14 protein-coding genes are annotated in these 18,407 nt (G+C 65.4%); all 14 read right to left on the bottom strand.

What is annotated here, in order from left to right; genetic code table 11:
* Nucleotides 1–115: 115 nt before the first annotated feature.
* Nucleotides 116–1,507: a dicarboxylate/amino acid:cation symporter gene (locus MPN20_RS11260; protein WP_242782186.1), complete on the bottom strand. Its 1,392-nt coding sequence runs from the start codon at nt 1,505–1,507 to the stop codon at nt 116–118.
* Nucleotides 1,508–1,850: 343 nt separating this feature from the next.
* Nucleotides 1,851–3,398, bottom strand: coding sequence for a pyruvate kinase (gene pyk, locus MPN20_RS11265; protein ID WP_242782188.1), 1,548 nt, complete (start codon nt 3,396–3,398; stop codon nt 1,851–1,853).
* A 116-nt stretch (nt 3,399–3,514) separates the two neighbouring features.
* Nucleotides 3,515–4,957: a glutamate synthase subunit beta gene (locus MPN20_RS11270; protein ID WP_242782190.1), complete on the bottom strand. Its 1,443-nt coding sequence runs from the start codon at nt 4,955–4,957 to the stop codon at nt 3,515–3,517.
* Entirely contained in the window at nt 4,950–9,647 is a 4,698-nt protein-coding gene (gltB, locus tag MPN20_RS11275) for a glutamate synthase large subunit (RefSeq protein ID WP_242782192.1), read from the bottom strand. Before gltB ends, MPN20_RS11270 begins: the two co-directional genes overlap by 8 nt.
* 187 nt (nt 9,648–9,834) lie before the next feature.
* Nucleotides 9,835–10,137, bottom strand: coding sequence for a hypothetical protein (locus tag MPN20_RS11280; protein WP_242782194.1), 303 nt, complete (start codon nt 10,135–10,137; stop codon nt 9,835–9,837).
* Nucleotides 10,134–10,925 (bottom strand): tryptophan synthase subunit alpha, encoded by a 792-nt coding sequence (gene trpA / locus MPN20_RS11285; protein WP_242782196.1) that lies wholly within the window; start codon nt 10,923–10,925, stop codon nt 10,134–10,136. The genes MPN20_RS11280 and trpA overlap by 4 nt, the downstream gene beginning before the upstream one ends.
* A complete protein-coding gene (trpB, locus tag MPN20_RS11290) occupies nt 10,922–12,136 on the bottom strand; it encodes a tryptophan synthase subunit beta (RefSeq protein ID WP_242782198.1) in 1,215 nt (404 codons plus the stop codon). Before trpB ends, trpA begins: the two co-directional genes overlap by 4 nt.
* A gap of 82 nt (nt 12,137–12,218) precedes the next feature.
* On the bottom strand, nt 12,219–13,016 hold the full coding sequence (trpC, locus tag MPN20_RS11295) for an indole-3-glycerol phosphate synthase TrpC (RefSeq protein ID WP_242782200.1): 798 nt from the start codon (nt 13,014–13,016) through the stop codon (nt 12,219–12,221).
* Nucleotides 13,013–13,282 carry an HGxxPAAW family protein gene (locus tag MPN20_RS11300; RefSeq protein WP_242782202.1) on the bottom strand — a complete coding sequence of 90 codons (270 nt, stop codon included), beginning with the start codon at nt 13,280–13,282 and terminating at the stop codon, nt 13,013–13,015. The genes trpC and MPN20_RS11300 overlap by 4 nt, the downstream gene beginning before the upstream one ends.
* 98 nt (nt 13,283–13,380) lie before the next feature.
* On the bottom strand, nt 13,381–13,974 hold the full coding sequence (locus tag MPN20_RS11305; RefSeq protein WP_242782204.1) for a Trp biosynthesis-associated membrane protein: 594 nt from the start codon (nt 13,972–13,974) through the stop codon (nt 13,381–13,383).
* A 1-nt stretch (nt 13,975) separates the two neighbouring features.
* Nucleotides 13,976–15,610, bottom strand: coding sequence for an anthranilate synthase component I (gene trpE, locus MPN20_RS11310; RefSeq protein WP_242782272.1), 1,635 nt, complete (start codon nt 15,608–15,610; stop codon nt 13,976–13,978).
* Nucleotides 15,611–15,737: 127 nt separating this feature from the next.
* Nucleotides 15,738–16,109 carry a phosphoribosyl-AMP cyclohydrolase gene (gene hisI, locus MPN20_RS11315; RefSeq protein WP_242782220.1) on the bottom strand — a complete coding sequence of 124 codons (372 nt, stop codon included), beginning with the start codon at nt 16,107–16,109 and terminating at the stop codon, nt 15,738–15,740.
* A complete protein-coding gene (gene hisF / locus MPN20_RS11320; RefSeq protein ID WP_242782224.1) occupies nt 16,106–16,870 on the bottom strand; it encodes an imidazole glycerol phosphate synthase subunit HisF in 765 nt (254 codons plus the stop codon). The genes hisI and hisF overlap by 4 nt, the downstream gene beginning before the upstream one ends.
* Nucleotides 16,871–16,880: 10 nt before the next feature.
* Complete coding sequence (locus MPN20_RS11325) at nt 16,881–18,383, bottom strand: acetyl-CoA carboxylase carboxyltransferase subunit alpha/beta (RefSeq protein ID WP_242782226.1); 1,503 nt, start codon at nt 18,381–18,383, stop codon at nt 16,881–16,883.
* Nucleotides 18,384–18,407: the final 24 nt, after the last annotated feature.

The following is an 18,407-nucleotide window of genomic DNA, read 5'->3' on the forward strand; positions in this document are numbered from 1 at the left end:
CTCATGCCGGCCGAAGGGTCGTTGTCTCGGGCGCCGGATTCAGTCATCGGCATTCATTGTCGCAGACGACGAGAATCGCAGACAACGGAGATCGGAGCCTCAGAGGCTCAGATGCTCAGAGACGGGCGGCTCCTGTGGCGTGCTCCTGCTCGAGCTCAGGCTCGTCAGCATCAGCATCAGCGCTCTCCTCGACGGGGACATAGCCGTCGATGCGCTCGGCGTCATAGCGGTCCTGGTCAAGGATCCCATGGCGTTTGGCGACGATCGCAGGGATGAGCGCCTGACCCGAGACGTTGAGTGCGGTGCGTCCCATATCGACGATCGGCTCGATGGCCAGAAGCAGTCCCACGCCTTCGAGCGGCAGACCCAGAGTGGACAGCGTGAGAGTGAGCATCACTGTCGCGCCGGTCGTTCCGGCGGTCGCAGCCGAACCGATGACCGAGACGAACACGATGAGGAAGTACTGCACGATCGAGAGGTCGATGCCGAAGAACTGAGCAACGAACACTGCTGCGATCGCCGGGTAGATGGCGGCACAGCCATCCATCTTCGTCGTCGCGCCGAAGGGCACTGCGAAGGCCGCATAGCTCTGGGGAACGCCGAAGTTATCTGTCGTCACCTTCTGCGTCACGGGCATGGTGCCGATCGATGACCGGGAGACGAAGCCCATCTGAGTGGCGGGCCAGACTCCTGAGAAGTACTGCCGGACCTTGAGGCCGTTGAGCTTCGCCAATGTCGGATAGACGACGAAGAATACGAGTGCGAGTCCGATGTAGACGGCGACGACGAACCACAGGAGCGATCCCATAGTCGACCAGCCGTAGGAGTTCACAGCATTGCCGATGAGGCCAAGGGTGCCGATGGGGGCGATGCGGACGATCCACCACACGACCTTCTGCACGACGGCCAGAGCAGCCTCGGTGAACTGGAGGAAGGGTTCAGCGGCTTTGCCGACCTTGACGGCGGCGATGCCGATCGCACCGGAGGCGATGATGAGCTGGAGGATGTTGAAGTCGACTTCAGAGACCAGTCCCCCACCTTCCTCGGGCGAGGTCGCAACCTCGAGGCCCAAGAAGTTCACGGGAACCAGTCCGGTGAGGAAGCCGATCCAGCTGCCCTGGTGATCCGGGGCCGAGCCGTTCAGCGACGAGGCGTCGGCGTGCATACCCGGCTGCAGGACGACACCGAGGATGAGCCCGATGAGAACGGCGATGAGTGCGGTGAACGCGAACCACAGCAGCGTCGACACCGCGAGCCTGGCCGCGTTCGTAACCTTGCGCAAGTTGCCGATGCTGGCGATGATCGCGGTGATCACGAGCGGAACGACGGCAGCCTTCAGGAGCGTCACATACGACGAGCCGATCGTCTCCAGGGTCTGACCGAGCCAGTTGTCCTGTCCCTCACTCACCGGCCCCCATGATCGGGCGACGAGCCCGAGCACGACACCCGCGATGAGTGCGATGGTGACCTGCACCCCGAACGATTTGCTCCATTTCGGCAGTCTCATGCCATTCCCTTCTCTGCTGTGCTTGCCTCCACTGCCTCCATGACGACTCACAGGGTCTGTGACCGGCGGTGAGAACGGGCGTGCAGGATTTATTCAACCCCCTGCACAACTGTTGAGCAATCACTGAAATTCCTCGCCGGCGTGTGAGGTGCCTCGCACCGAACATGACAATGGCGCCCATCCCTGCTCAGGGGATGGGCGCCGTTCTCAGATTCTGATGACCAGCACCGAATTGCTCAGCGCTTCCGGACACAAAGTTCCTCAGCGTTTCCGGCGACGAAATCGCTCAGCGTTTCCGGAGACGAAGCTACTCAGCGCTTCCGGAGACGAACCGGTCAGACTCTCAGTGCTTGGGTGCGCCGTTGGCCATGACGATCGGCACCTCGCGGGTGATCGGCGCTTCAGCGACGACACCGTAGCCGGCCAGCGGATCCTCTTCGTCATCCGAGGAGTCTTCGTAGGCGGCAGCGACGCCCTTGGCCGCATCACCCATCGTGTGGATGCGCAGCGCGTTGGTCGATCCCGGAATCCCCGGGGGCGAACCGGCCACGAGAATGCTCTGGTCGCCTTCGCGGGCAGTTCCGTCGGCCAACAGCACGGCGTCGACCTGGCGGGCCATCTGATCCGTGTGCCGCACGGTCTTCACGAGGTACGGGCGAACACCCCACGTCAGAGCGAGCTGATGACGGACCTGTGGGTCGGGCGTGAACCCGAGGATCGGCCAGGCCGGCCGCAGACGCGACATGCGGCGGACGGAGTCACCGGTCTGGGAGAAGGTGCACAGCAGATCGATGTTGAGCTGCTCTGCGATCTGGACTGCCGCAGCAGTGACGGCGCCGCCCTTCGTGTGGGGCACCGTGCCCAGCTGAGGAATTCTCTCCATGCCGTGCTCTTCAGTGGATTCGATGATTCGGCTCATCGTCCGGATCGCTTCGATCCAGTGCGCACCGACCGAGGTCTCCCCCGAGAGCATGAGCGCGTCCGCACCATCGAGGACTGCGTTCGCGCAGTCGCTCGCCTCGGCGCGGGTGGGCCTGGCCGCATCGATCATGGTCTCGAGCATCTGGGTCGCGACGATCACGGGCTTGGCCTGCTGGCGGGCGATCTCAACCGCGCGCTTCTGCACGATCGGAACCTGCTCCAGCGGCAGCTCCACGCCGAGGTCTCCGCGAGCGACCATGATGCCGTCGAAGGCGTCGATGACAGCGTCGAGCTGCTCAACGGCCTGCGGCTTCTCCAGTTTGGCGATGACGGGGGCGGAGATGCCGACCTCGTCCATGACCGCGCGGACGTCGTCCATGTCCGCCGGACTGCGGACGAAGGAGAGTGCCACCCAGTCGAAGCCCAGCTTCAGACCCCACTTGAGGTCTTCGATGTCCTTCTCCGACAGCGCGGGAACGGAGACTGGAACACCGGGGAGGTTGATGCCCTTGTGGTTGGAGATCGTACCGCCGATCTCGACTTCGGTGATGACGTCGGTATCGGTGACTTCGGTAGCCCGCAGACGCAGACGGCCGTCGTCGATGAGCAGCGGATCGCCCACAGAGACGTCACCGGGCAGAGTCGACAGCGTCGTGCTCACGACCTCGGCGGATCCGGGCACATCGCGATTCGTGATCGTGAAGGTGGCCCCTTCGACGAGCTCTTCCTTGCCGTTGGCGAAGTTCCCGACGCGGATCTTGGGACCCTGCAGATCGAGCAGCACTGCGACAGCACGACCGGTGTCGAGTGCGGCCTGGCGGACCCAGGCGAACTTCTCTTCATGCTCTTCCCGCTTGCCGTGGCTGAGATTGAACCTCGCCACGTCGACGCCCTCATCGACGAGCGCACGGATCTCTTCATAGGAGTTCTGGTTCGGACCTAATGTTGCGACTATCTTTGCACGCCTCATGCACACCACCCTACCTGTACCGTGACGGGCGGTTCGACCCGCCCGTCACGTATGATCGTCGGATGAAAGCATCGCACGCCGATGTGCGGCTTTCTCATTAATTGACACAGATCATCTTAACATTTAAAACCTGTGTCCTGCGTTCCCACTGGTTCCGGCAGTCGTGTCGATCCCGTGAGGAACCGGTCCACCTCTGCCGCGACCGAGCGTCCTTCGGCGATGGCCCAGACGATGAGCGACTGTCCGCGGCCGGCATCGCCGGCGACGTACACACCGGGCGCCGAACTCAGGTAGGTCTCATCACGGCTGAATGCTCCGCCGCTGGTCACGTCCAGTCCGAGCGCCTCCGACTCCGGACCCGAGAAGCCCAAGGCCAGGAGTACGAGGTCGGCGTCGATGCGGTGCTCCGTGCCCGGCGTCGGCACCCGCCGACCGTCGACGAACTGAGTCTCCGAAACCTCGATGCCCGTTACCCTTCCCTGATCGTCACCGACGAATCCGGTCGTCGAAGCCAGGTAACGCCGGGTTCCGCCCTCTTCGTGGGAGGACTGGATCTCGAAGATCCGCGGCACCGTCGGCCACGGGTCGGAATCGCTGCGCTCGGCGGGAGGCTGCGCTCCGATCGCGAGGGTCGTGACCGAGGCCGCGCTCTGTCGCAGAGCTGTACCCAGGCAGTCGGCACCGGTGTCACCTCCGCCGATGATGATGACGTGCTTGTCCTTCGCATCGATGAGCTCGGCCGGCTCACCCGCCTGCACCCGGTTCGAGGGGACGAGATAATTCATCGCAAATTCGACGCCGTCGAGATCGCGTCCCCCGATGTTCATGTCCCGGGGCACTGTGGCTCCGGTGCACACGATGACCGCGTCGAAGCTGGACCGCAGCTCCTCGAAGCTGATGTCGCGTCCGACCTCGACCGAGGTCCGGAATCGTGTGCCTTCGGCGCGCATCTGCTCGAGACGGCGATCGATATGGTGCTTCTCGAGCTTGAAGTCGGGGATGCCGTAGCGCAGGAGCCCGCCGAGGCGGTCGTCGCGTTCGTGGACCACGACCGTATGCCCGGCCCGAGTCAGCTGCTGCGCGGCGGCGAGGCCCGTGGGCCCCGAGCCGATGACTGCGACGGTGAAGCCGGTGATGCGGTCGGGGATCACCGGCTGGATGAGGCCCGCGGCGAACCCCTGATCGACGATGGAGACCTCGACCTGCTTGATCGTCACCGCCGGCTGGTTGATCCCGAGCACGCACGCGTTCTCGCACGGTGCCGGACATGCCCGACCGGTGAATTCGGGGAAGTTGTTCGTCGCATGCAGGAGGTCGACAGCCCGCGGCAGTTCGCCGCGGTACATCGCGTCGTTGAACTCCGGAATCAGATTGCCCAGCGGGCATCCCTGGTGGCAGAACGGCACGCCGCAGTCCATGCAGCGCGAGGCCTGACGCCGCAGCTGCTCGGGATCGCCGGCCTCGTAGACCTCGCGGTAGTCGAGCAGGCGGATCGGAACCGGACGACGTTTGGGCAGCTCGCGGTGGTCGATGGTGAGGAATCCGTGCGGATCAGCCATTGGTGGCCTCCAGAATCTTGGTCCAGGCGGCGTCCGAGTCCGCGGCCGCACCGGCCGCGGCGAACTCGTCCTGGATCTCCTTGACCGTCGCGTAGGCGACGGGAATGATCTTCGTGAAGCGTGAGAGGACGTCCTGTCCCCGACGCAGGCCGTCGAGCAGTTCGCGGGCCAGCGGTGAGCCGGTCCACTCGACGTGTTCGCCCAGCATGCGCTCGAGCACGGCCATATCGTCGACGCCCACACCGGTGAAGCGGAAGACGCCGGCCGCGCGCTCTTTGGGGTTGAGCCGAGCCGGGTTGAAGTCGAGGACGTACGCTGTGCCGCCGGACATGCCGGCGCCGAAGTTGCGTCCGGTCGCGCCGAGGATGACGGCGATTCCCCCGGTCATGTACTCGAGGCCGTGGTCGCCGATTCCCTCGACGACCGCCTCGGCGCCGGAATTGCGCACCATGAAGCGCTCCCCCACCTGCCCGGAGACAAACAGCTTGCCCGCCGTTGCTCCGTAGCCGAGGACATTGCCGGCGATGACGCTGTGCTCGGGTCGGGTCGGGTTCTGCGCATGCGGACGCACACTAATCGTTCCGCCTGAGAGCCCCTTGCCCACGTAGTCATTGGCGTCGCCGTGCAGATCGATGCTCACACCCCGAGGCAGGAACGCCCCGAGGGACTGTCCGGCGGTGCCGTGCAGGTCGAGTCGAATCGTGTGCTCGGGCAGGCCCCGGTCCGCGTGGACCCGCGTGACGTGGTGACCCAGCAGAGTTCCCGCGGACCGGTCCGTGTTCTCGATCGCCGAGGTGATCGTGACCGGAGTGCCGGACCTGATCGCCTCTTCCGCCTCGCCCAGCAAGCGCAGGTCGAGTTCGTCCGCGAAGTCCCGGGCGACAGGGGTCGAGCATTTGCGCGCAACCGCGGTGCTGCCGCGGACATCGACGGGAATCTTCAGGATCGCATCGAGATCGAGGCCCAGCCCCGAGGCTGCTGCCCGGTCGGCGTCGACGCGCAGTCGCTCGACCGCTCCGATGGCTTCGTCGAGTGATCGCATACCCAGTGCCGCGAGGTACCCGCGAACCTCCTCGGCGATGAAGGTGAAGAAGTTCACGACGTGATCGGCCTGACCATGGAAGCGCTCGCGCAGATGCGGATTCTGCGTGGCGACGCCGACGGGGCAGGTGTCCTTGTGGCACACGCGCATCATGATGCAGCCGGAGACGACGAGGGCCGTGGTCGCGAACCCGAACTCCTCACCGCCGAGGAGAGCGGCGATGATGACGTCACGACCGGTCTTAAGCTGACCGTCGACCTGGACGCTGACCTTCTCGCGCAGACCGTTGAGCACCAACGTCTGCTGCGCCTCAGCCAGCCCCAGCTCCCACGGGGTGCCCGCGTGCTTGAGCGAGTTGAGCGGGCTGGCTCCGGTGCCGCCGTCGTGACCGGAGATGAGCACAACGTCCGCGCCGGCCTTCGCCACACCGGCAGCCACAGTGCCGACACCGATGCCCGACACGAGCTTGACGTGGACCCTGGCCTTCGCATTGGCCCGACCCAGATCGTGGATGAGCTGCGCAAGGTCTTCGATCGAATAGATGTCGTGGTGCGGCGGCGGTGAGATGAGTCCGACGCCCGGGGTCGCATGGCGAGTCTTCGCGATCCATGGATAGACCTTGGTCCCGGGCAACTGGCCGCCCTCACCAGGCTTCGCACCCTGGGCCATCTTGATCTGCAGGTCGTCGGCCTCGGTGAGGTAGTGACTCGTGACGCCGAAGCGACCACTGGCGATCTGCTTGATCGCCGACCGCCGCTCGGGATCGACGAGGCGCTCAGTGTCCTCCCCGCCCTCACCGGTGTTCGACTTGCCGCCGATGCGGTTCATCGCGATCGCCAGGGTCTCGTGGGCCTCCTGCGACAGGGAGCCGTAGCTCATCGCTCCGGTCGAGAACCGCTTCATGATCTCACTGACCGGTTCGACCTCGGAGATGTCGATCGGGCCCGTCTCCATCGGCACCAGGTCGAAGAGTCCCCGTAGGGTCATGAGTTCACGGGACTGCTCATTGACTGCGCTCGTGTACTGCTCGAAGATGTCGAAGCGGCCCGTAGCCGTCGAGTGCTGGAGTTTGAAGATCGTCTCCGGGTTGAACAGATGACCGGGCCCTTCCCGACGCCACTGATACTCACCGCCGACGAGGAGGTTGCGGTGCGAGGGCCGCGGATGATCGTCGCGGTAGGCGTCGGCATGGCGAGCACTCGACTCGGCTGTGATCTCGACGATCCCTTTGCCGCCCAGCTGATGCGGAGTCGAGGTGAAGTACCGGTCGACGAAGTCGTCGGCCAGCCCGAGCGCTTCGAAGGTCTGCGCTCCGTGGTAGGACTGCACGGTCGAGATGCCCATCTTCGACATGATCTTGAGCAGACCCTTGTTCAGCGCGGTGAGCACGTTCGCGACTGCTGCAGCCTCGCTGATGCCGCGGATCCTGTCCGAACGTACGAGCGCCTCGGCGGTCTCCATCACGAGATACGGGTTGACCGCTGACGCCCCGAACGACACGAGCGTGCCGACGTGGTGGACCTCGCGGACGTCACCGGCCTCGACGATGATCGAGACCCGTGTCCGCGACCGTTCACGCACGAGATGGTGGTGGAGGGCCGAGGTCAGCAGCAGCGACGGGATGGGAGCCAGATCGGCCGTCGAATCACGGTCGCTGACGATGATGAACACGGCTCCGGCCTCGACCGCGGCGCTCGCCTCACGGCACAGCTCCTCGAGGCGGTCGGCCATGGCCTGGGGACCGGCGTTGACCGAGTAGAGCCCGGCCAGGGTCACGCTCGGGCGTTGGTCGTCGACACCGATGTGACGGCCTTGGACGTGCGCAATGGCTGCCAGTTCGTCGTTGTCGATGACGGGCTGGTCAAGGAGGATGTGCGCTGAGTCGGGCCTGCGGAATTCGAGCAGATTGCCCTCTCGACCGATTCCGGACGACATGCTCGTGACGATGTCCTCCCGGATGGAGTCCAGGGGCGGATTCGTCACCTGCGCGAAGTTCTGGTGGAAGTAGTCGAAGAGCAGCCGGGGTCGAGTGCTCAGTGCCGCGATGGCGGTGTCGGTGCCCATCGCGCCCAGGGGCTCGGCACCGGTCTCAGCCATCGGGGTGATGAGGACCCGCAGCTCCTCCTCGGTGTAGCCGAAGGTGCGCTGGCGCCTGCGCACCGAAGCCTGCGGATGCGTGACGTGGACGCGGGTGGGCAGGTCGGCCAGTTTGCGGGAGCAGCCCTTGACCCAGTCCTCGTAGGGATGTTCGGTCGCGAGCTGGTTCTTGATCTCCGTGTCGGAGATGATGCGCTCGGATTCGGTATCGACGAGGAACATGCGCCCCGGTGTCAGCCGGCCGCGGGTGACGATCTCGGATTCGGGCAGATCGACGACTCCGATCTCACTGGCCAGCACCACAGTGTCCGAGGTCATGACGTAGCGTGCCGGGCGCAGGCCGTTGCGGTCGAGGACGGCTCCTGCGAGCTTGCCGTCGGTGAACGCCACACAGGCCGGCCCGTCCCATGGCTCCATGAGCAGCGAGTGGTATTCGTAGAAGGCCTTGCGGTCCTCTCCCATACCGGGATTGTTCTCCCACGCCTCGGGGATCATCATGAGCATCGCCTGCGGCAGCGACCTGCCGGAGGCGACCATGAGTTCGAGAACCGAATTGAATGAGGCCGAATCCGAAGCGCCGGGTGGCACGATCGGGCACAGACGGTCGAGGCTGCGCGTCGTCGTCGGCACCGGAGAGGCGAGCAGTTCGGAGGCGAGCTTCGACTCCCGGGCCTGCATCCAGTTGCGGTTGCCGCGCACGGTGTTGATCTCGCCATTGTGGGCGATCGTGCCGAAAGGCTGCGCGAGCTGCCACGACGGGAACGTATTCGTCGAAAAACGCGAATGCACAAGGGCGATCCGTGAGGTCAGGCGGTCGTCGGTCAGCTCCGTGTAGAACGAGGAGAGCTGTCCCGTCGAGAGCATGCCCTTGTAGGTGATCGTCCCTGGCGAAAGCGAGGGGAAGTAGATGCCGGCATGGTCGAGGCGCTTGCGCACAATGTAGGCGCGGCGGTTGAGATCGGTCTCATCGCGGGCAGGGTAGGCCTCGTCGAAGGCGAGGAAGAGCTGACGCATCCGCGGCATCGTGGTCCGGGCGATCTCGCCGAGAACACTGTCGTCATGAGGCACGTCGCGGAAGCCGAGGACACGCAGGCCCTCTTCGGCGGCGATGCGGGCGACGAGCGCCTCCTCATCTGCCGCGGACCCTCCGGTGACCGAGGGGAATTCGACTGCCGCCTCCGCCTCGGGATCGACGTCCGACGTGAGGTCCTGCCGGTAGTCCTGGGAGAAGAAGCCGATGCCTGCGGCGTAGGTGCCGGGGGCGGGAAGGTCGAAGCCTTCGGCGCGCACCACCTCGGCGAAGTAGTCGTGCGGGATCTGCAGGGTGATCCCCGCACCATCGCCCGTTCCCTCATCGGAGCCGATGCCGCCGCGATGCTCGAGTTTGCGCAGTGCGCTCAGAGCCTGTTCGACGACCTCATGGTCGGCGGGGCCGCGGTAGCGCACGATGAGCGCAAGACCGCAGGCGTCGTGTTCGAGTGCGGGATCGTAGAGTCCGGAGCGGACTGGTGGGTGCAGAGGTTTCGGGGTCGTCGAACATTCACTGGACATCGGCTGCCTTCACGGGGTGTGGTCATTTTCCAGAAGACGGCGCTGTCCTAAGCTGGCTTCGACGTGTCGTACGGAGATCGTCCTCAGACACAGGTGTGACGTGGTTCTCACGGTCGGAACCCCAACCTACACCCGCAAGCCCCATGTCGCACAGTCGAAAAAGGACCATAAAACGGACCAAATCGTCTCAGCGGCCGGAATTGGGCCCATCGTTGCCGCGTGATTTCGACTTGACGTCGGGGATGATCGAGATCGCCGAGGTGACTGCTCCGAAGAATCCGAAGCCGTGCGGTTCATCGCCTTCGCCGGCCCCACGGGAGGCCTCGCTCGAGGCCCGTGCGATCTTTCGGGCACGGCGGGCGAGGCTCACGACGACGATGCCGACGATGAGGAGCACAATGGCGAGTGCGAGGATCCACAGTGCCCAGGCCGGGATGGTGACACCGCCGAGTTCGAGTCCCTCAGCTGCCAGCAGCTGGGCCCGGCTCATGCACACCCTTCTGAGAGTTCAGCTGCGAGGGAGGCGACTCCGGGAACGCCGTCCGCGTCGAGGGCCCGCACCAGGGCGGAGCCAACGATGACGCCGTCGGCGTACTCCGCGACCTCGGCCGCCTGTTCGCGGGTCGAGACTCCGAGTCCGACGCAGGCACGAGGCGCTCCGGCCTCTTTGAGGCGGGAGACGAGGTCACGGGCATGATTGTCGACTTCGGAGCGGACACCGGTGACACCCATGGTCGAGGCGGCGTAGACGAATCCGCGGCTCGAACCGACGATCTTAGCAATCCGCTCGGGCGTCGACGACGGGGCGGCGAGGAAGATCCGGTCCAGATCGTACTCGTCGGAGGCGCTGATCCAGTCGGCTGCCTCATCGGGAATGAGATCGGGGGTGATGATTCCGGCTCCGCCGGCCGAGTCGAGGTCGCGGGCGAATGCGGACAGGCCGTATTGGAGGACGAGGTTCCAGTAGCTCATGACGACGGCAGTGCCTCCGGCCTCGGCGACGGCCGAGACCGCTGTCAGCACGTCCTTCGTCCGGACGCCGTTCTCGAGGCCCTTCTCAGCGGCGCGCTGGATGACAGGACCGTCCATGCCAGGATCCGAATAGGGCATGCCGACCTCGACGATGTCGAAGCCCGATCGCACGAGTTCGACCATCGCGTCAATCGACCCGGGGACGGTGGGGAATCCGACGGGCAGATAGCCGATCAGAGCAGCGCTGCGACCGGATGCGGCCACACCGTCGATGGTGGTGGAGGTGCGGGGTCCTGAACTCGTCATATCTGCACAGCTCCTTCGTCGAAGTAGTCGAACCATTTTGCGGCCGTCGCCATGTCTTTGTCGCCGCGACCCGAGAGGTTGACGAGCAGAACAGCATCGGGACCCAGTTCGCGTCCCACGCGCATCGCCCCGGCCAGGGCGTGTGCGGACTCGATCGCGGGGATGATCCCCTCGGTCCGTGACAGCAGCTGGAAGGCCTCCATGGCCTCCTCGTCGACGACAGGTTCGTACGTCACCCGTTCGCTGTCGTGGAGATACGAATGCTCGGGACCGACGGAAGGGTAGTCGAGGCCGGCAGAGACCGAATGCGAACCCTGAGTCTGTCCGTCCTCGTCCTGGAGGATGTAGGTGGCTGAGCCGTGGAGGACTCCGGGCCGTCCACCGGAGAACCGAGCGGCATGATGACCGGAGTCGATGCCCTCTCCCCCGGCTTCGAAGCCGAAGATCTTCACATCGGTGTCGGCGAGGAAGGCCGCGAAGAGGCCCATCGCGTTCGATCCGCCGCCCACACAAGCGCAGATCGCATCGGGAAGCCGACCGACCTGGTCGAGGATCTGCTCGCGGGCTTCGACTCCGATGACCTTCTGGAAGGACCGGACCATGGCCGGGAACGGGTGCGGGCCGGCGACGGTGCCGATGACGTAATGGGTGCGCTCGACGTTGGCGACCCAGTCGCGCATCGCTTCGTTCATCGCGTCCTTGAGCGTGCGGGTGCCGTTGGTGACCGAGTTCACCTTCGCGCCCAGGAGACGCATTCGGGCGACGTTGAGGGCCTGGCGCTGTGTGTCCTCTTCGCCCATGTAGACCACGCACTCCATGTCGAGGAGGGCAGCGGCAGTGGCAGTGGCGACGCCGTGCTGACCAGCACCGGTCTCCGCGATGAGGCGGGTCTTGCCCATGCGCTTGGCCAGCAGAGCCTGGGCCAGGGCATTGTTGATCTTGTGGCTGCCCGTGTGGTTGAGGTCCTCTCGTTTGAGGAAGACTCGGGCGCCGCCGCAATGAGCGGCGAAGCGAGTGGCCTCGGTGAGCAGGCTGGGCCGGCCGATGTAGTTGCGCTGCAGGTCGAGCAGCTGGTCGGTGAACTCCGGATCGACCTGCGACTTGCGCCAGGTTTCTTCGATCTCGTCGAGTGCGGGGATCAGCGCTTCAGGGATGAACCTGCCTCCGAACGCACCGAAGTACGGTCCGTTCTCCTGGCTCAAGTCGGTCATTGCGGTCCTTCGTAGATCGTGATGGTCTTCAGCTCCATGTGCTCGCTCGCGGCGCTGCACTCTCGGAACGTCGTCCGCTGTCTCAGGATGCGGCGCGGGCGCGGTGCTTGCGCCCCGTCGCGGTGAATTCGGCGACCGCCGCCTCTGCGTCGCCTCCGGTGACGAGAGCCTCGCCGACGAGCACCAGATCAGCACCGGACTTTGCATAGCCCGACACATCGGCCGCACCGGCAACCCCGGACTCAGCGACGAGTGTGCACTCAGCGGGCGCGAGTTCGGCCAGCGGCGCGAAGCGGTTCGTGTCGACGCTGAGGTCCTTCAGATTGCGGGTGTTGACCCCGATCAGCGGTGCTTTCAGATCGCTCGCGATCGCCAGCTCTTCGGCGTTGTGGGTCTCGACCAGAGCGGTCATACCCAGTTCGCCGGCGAGAGCGTGGAATTCGCTGAGCTGCGCGGGGCTGAGAGCGGCCACGATGAGGAGGACGAGATCGGCCCCGTGCGCGCGTGCCTCGTAGAACTGATACTCGTCGACCATGAAGTCTTTGCGCAGGACCGGGATGTCGACTGCAGCACGCACCGAATCAAGATCCGCGAGACTGCCCGAGAAGCGACGCTGCTCGGTCAGAACGCTGATCGCTCGGGCGCCGCCAGCGGCGTAGAGGCCGGCCAGCGTGCCCGGGTCGGGGATGTTCGCGAGGTCTCCGCGAGACGGGGACTTCCGCTTCACCTCGGCGATGACGCCGAAGTCCGCGTCGAGGTCGAACGCGCGCGCCGGCTGCGCGGCACGTGCACGGTCGATGACATCGGCCAGTGGGGTCTGCTTCCGGCGCTCGTCGAGGTCGGCGACGACCCCGGCGACGATATCGTCGAGTACGGTCATTTCTTCTTCGGCTTGTTTCCCAGACCGACGGCGCGCAGGATCATGCCCACGATGAGACCGAGGACGACGACGCCGATGCCGACGTAGGTGATGTTCGGTGTGTGGATGGTGAACCCGACACAACCGATGGAGACGCCGATCAGAATGATGATGACACCGGTCCATCCGGCCACCGAGTTTCCGTGGCCCGGGTCAGCGATCGCGGCGTAGTCGATCGTCGACTTATCGAGATCGGTGGCGCCGTTACGAGCGACGGTTTGCGACATGATGCTCCTTAGAGATGCAGGCGTGGCACGCGTGAAAACTTCTTGCATCCATTGTGACACGCTTCGAGTTGGGGTGTGGCACCGACCCGGTCACGAGGTCATTTCGACTTCTCGTCGGGGTCAGTCTCTTGACGCTCCGGTCCGTCAGCCTCGGACTCGACAGGGTCGGCTCCGTCGTCGGACTCGGACTGTGCACCACCATCGAGGTCGTCGCCTCGAGACAGGGCATCCCAGGTCGCGGCAGAGTCGAACTCATCACCGTCGGCCTCAGCAGACCTGGCATAGCGGTTCGTACTCGTCCACCGCGCAGAGGCGAATGCGACGTAGGCGATGATCACGAGAGCGATCGCCGCCGCGAAGAGAGCGACGATGGGCCACGAGGTGGCGCCGGGTGCCGACACGGACTGCAGTGCCGTGACCCCATATCCGACCGCGGCGATGCCCGCGAGGCCGAGAACGATGAATCTCCCGATCTTCCCGAGCATGGCCGAGAGCAATCCTGTGACTGCAATGATCGCGACGCACGAGGTGGCGATCGGCGAAGCCTGCGATCCCGAATCGTCCGTGACATTCGCCACTCCGGAGGGGCCGAGCGTGTCGGCTGCGACGCCGGCCTGCCAGGAGGTGAGGCTGATCGCCCAGAGTGCTGCGGCGATGACGAGGACGATGAGGACTCCGCGTGATTTGGTCATTTCAGCCACGGTACCCTTTGGAGCCGGAGGCAGCCGACTCGCCGGAGGAGACCGGGCCGACGGAGTCTGCCGGAAAAGTCTCGGAGGCACCGGCCGAGCCCGAAGCCCGTCCCGGGGCCAGCCTCTGCACGGCTGAGGCGGCCGCTGCCGCACCCAGAACGGCGGCGGCCTTGTTCTGCGATTCCTGGTATTCGGTCTCGGGCACGGAGTCGGCGACGAGTCCGCCTCCTGCGTAGACGCTCATGACGGAGTCGCGGAGGACCCCAGTGCGGATCGCGATGGCCAGATCCAGGTCGCCGGTGAACGACATGTAGCCCACCACTCCCCCATAGATCCCCCGACCGATGGGTTCGAGCTCGTCGATGATCTGCAGGGCTCGCGGCTTCGGCGCTCCGGAGAGCGTGCCGGCTGGGAACGTGGCTCGCAGAACGTCGACGGCCGAGTGCCCCGGCGCCAGTTCACCGCGCACGGTCGAGGAGATATGCATGATGTGGCTGTAGCGCACGATGTCCATGAACTCGCTGACATCGATGGTGCCTGCTCGGCACACCTTCGCGAGGTCGTTTCGAGCGAGGTCGACGAGCATGAGGTGTTCGGCCCGTTCCTTTTCATCAGCGAGCAGCTCACGGGCGAACGTGTCGTCCTCCTCCGGCGTCGCACCGCGGGGCCGGGAGCCGGCGATCGGGTGGGTGACGACATTGCCGGAGCGCACGGTGACCAGAGCCTCCGGTGAGGAGCCGATGATGCTCGCAGGCTGCCCCTGGTCGTCGTGGAGGTTGAGCAGGTACATGAATGGACTCGGGTTCGAATGGCGAAGCATCCGATAGACCGTGAGCGGATCGGCCTCGCAGTCGGTGTCGAACCGCTGACCGAGGACGACCTGGAAGGCCTCTCCGTCGACGATCTTCGCCTTGACCTGCTCGACACCGTCGAGATAGACCTGCGGATCAGTGCGCGTGGCGACCGTGGGCGGGACGAAGTGAGTGCTCGAGATCTCTGCCTCGGCTGGACGCGAAATCCGTTCGAGCATCGATTCGATTCGGTTTACGCCTGAGCGATAGGCCTCGTCGATGCCTGTGTCTGCACCGTTGACGTTGAACACATTGGCGACGAGCGTCAGTGTGCCCGAGTAGTGGTCGTAGACGGCGATGTCGCCGGGGATCATCAGCTGCACGGTCGGCAGGTGGTGTTCGTTGGGCCGCGGCGGACCGAGCTTCTCGAACTCGCGCACCACATCCCACCCGAAGTACCCGACGAAGCTCGAGACCATGGGCGGCAGGGCCGCTTCCGTCTCATCGACGGCGAGCAGTTCGAGGGTCGCTCGGACGACGTCGAGGACGCTGCCTTCGGTGGGGATACCCACCGGCGGCGTCCCCTCCCACCGGAAGCTGTCTCCGTCGGAGAACAGCGTTGCCACCGGAGCTGAGCCGATGAAGGAGTAGCGGGCCCAGGCGCCGGAGACGGCGGATTCGAAGAGGAAGCTGCCGGGTCCGGAATCGGTGAGTTTGCGGTAGAGGCTCAGCGGGGTCTCCCCGTCGGCGAGCACCTCAGTGTGGACCGGAACCAGTCGATGGTCGGCGCCCGAGGCGCGGAATTCCTCCAGACTGGGGCGGATCCGCAGCCCTGAGCCGGTCACGCCTGAGCCCGAAGCCTCTGAGCCCGAAGCCCCTGAGCCGGTCGCGCCCGAGCCGGTCACGCCTGAGCCCGAAGCCTCTGAGCCCGAAGCCTCTGAGCCCGAAGTCCCTGAGTCTTTCGTTTCTGATTCAGTCGGCACTGATCTTCCTTCCGGTGAAGCACGTCGGTGTCAGCGTGTGACAGGCCGGTCCCGTCTGCTCGACTTCCATGAGCAGGGCATCGGCGTCGCAGTCAAGGCTGAGGGAGGCGACAGCTTGAGTGTGTCCCGAGGTTTCACCCTTGACCCAGTACTCCTGACGAGAGCGCGACCAGTAGGTGGCACGGCCGCTGCTCAGTGTGCGTTCGATAGCCTCGACATCCATCCAGGCCATCATCAGCACTTCGCGGGTCGTGACCTCCTGAACGATGACGGGGATGAGTCCATCGGCGTTGACGGTGATCAGGTCCCGCCAGTTCTCCGGTGTCGCGTCGATCTCAGAATTCGCATCGTGTGAGCTCATCGGACCTCGATCCCTTCTGCGCGCAGTGCGCCCTTGACCTCACCGATGGTGAGAGTGCCGAAGTGGAAGACGCTCGCTGCCAGCAGAGCATCGGCCCCGGCAGCGACTGCCGGCGCGAAGTGTTCGACGCGCCCAGCACCACCCGAGGCGATGAGCGGCACGTCGACGGCCTGTCGGGCTGCGGAGATGAGTTCGAGGTCGAAGCCGTCGCGGGTGCCATCGGCGTCGATCGAGTTGAGCAGCACTTCGCCGACGCCGCGTTCGGCCGCCTCGGTGATCCATTCGATCGCACAGCGGCCGGTTCCTACACGTCCGCCGCGGGTGGTGACCTCGAAGCCGGAGGCCGTTTCAGCTCCCTGTGTGCGTCTGGCGTCGAGGGAGAGGACGAGGACCTGGTTGCCGAAGTGATGGGCGATGTCGCTGATGAGCTGCGGATCGGCCACCGCGGAGGTGTTGACGGAGACTTTGTCGGCACCGTCGCGCAGGAGTCGATCGACGTCCTCGACGCTGCGGATCCCTCCGCCGACTGTCAACGGGATGAAGACCTGTTCAGCACAGGCGCGGACGATGTCATGGACCGTCTCGCGATCGCCGCTGCTGGCGGTGACGTCGAGAAACGTCAGTTCATCGGCTCCCGACTCCCCGTAGCGCTTGGCCAGCTCGACCGGGTCCCCGGCGTCCTTGAGGTTCGCGAACTTCACGCCTTTGACGACGCGTCCGCCGTCGACGTCGAGACAGGGGATGACTCTGATGGCAACCATGGTGCTCCTTCTAGATTCCCAGTCTCCGGTACCGATCCATCCTGTGGGCCAGACGGCGGTCGGAGGGTTCGCGCATGAGTTCGATGATCTCGTGCTCCAGTGTGGCACCCACTCGCGCCACGAAGTCCAGCGGCTCATCGCTGGCGTCGGGGTGCTCGGCGATGATGCGGTCGACGACACCTGTGGACTGGAGCATCGGCGCGTGCACGCCCTGGCTCTGAGCCATCTCGGGCGCGCGGTCGGTCGTACGGTGCACGATCGCCGAGGCGCCTTCGGGCGGCAGCGGTGAGAGCCACCCGTTCTGGGCGCTGAGCACGCGGTCCGCGGGGATCAGCGCCAGGGCTCCGCCGCCGGATCCCTCGCCGAGGATGAGTGAGACGGACGGTGCGTCGAGGTTTGCGAGGTCAGCGAGGCTGCGCGCGATCTCACCGGCGATGCCTCCCTCCTCGGCGGACTTCGACAGGGCGGCACCCGGGGTGTCGATGACGGTCACCAACGGCAGGTGGAGCTCATCTGCCAGTCGCATTCCGCGCCTGGCCTCTCGCAGTGCGGCAGGCCCCAATGGAGCACGCGAGTCCTGGCGGAAGCGATCCTGACCGAGGACGATGCACGGAGCCGAGCCGAACTTCGCGATCGCGAGCAGCAGACCGGGGTCCTTCTCCCCCTGTCCGGTGCCGTTGAGCGGCAGGACGGTGTTCGCAGCCGTGCGCAGCAGGTCGCGGACTCCGGGACGTTCGGGACGGCGCGACCTGGTGATGGCGTCCCAGGCGTCGGACTCAGGGTCCACCACCTCGGGGCGGGTGTCGGGATCGGCCACTCGCTCGGGGATCTCCTTGGCGCCCATGAGGACGTCGAGGACCCGGGAGACCGTGGCTTGGATGCGCTCGGGGCTGATCACGGCGTCGATGATGCCGTGTTTGTGCAGATTCTCACCGGTCTGGACGTTCTCGGGGAACTTCTCTCCGTAGATCGCCTCGTAGACCCGGGGGCCGAGGAACCCGATGAGGGATCCGGATTCGGCCACGGTCACGTGTCCCATGGATCCCCACGAAGCGAACACCCCACCCGTGGTCGGATGCCGCAGGTAGACCAGGTAGGGCAGGCCCGCCCTGCGGTGGGCGACGACCGCGTTGGTGATCTTCACCATCGACAGGAACGCGACCGTGCCCTCCTGCATCCGGGTGCCGCCCGAAGCCGGTCCGGCCAGCAGCGGCAGTCCTTCGAGAGTGGCGCGTTCGATCGCATCGACGAGGCGCTGAGCCGCGGCGACCCCGATCGATCCGGCCAGGAAGCGGAACTCACCGGCCACGATGGCGACCCGCCGGCCCTCGATCGTGCCCTCGCCGGTGATGATGGCCTCGTCGACTCCCGACTTCTCCCGTGCCGCGGCGAGTTCGGCCGCGTACTCCTCCGATATCGCCGAGGCGGGGGTGATCGGGGTCGTGTCCCAGGACCTGAAGGACCCGTCGTCCACGACGATGTCGACGAGTTCGTGTGCGTTCAACCGTGCCACGTGCGTATCTCCTGTTTCAGATGG

The organism is Brevibacterium sp. ZH18, assembly GCF_022748595.1.
Taxonomy (GTDB): Bacteria; Actinomycetota; Actinomycetes; order Actinomycetales; family Brevibacteriaceae; genus Brevibacterium.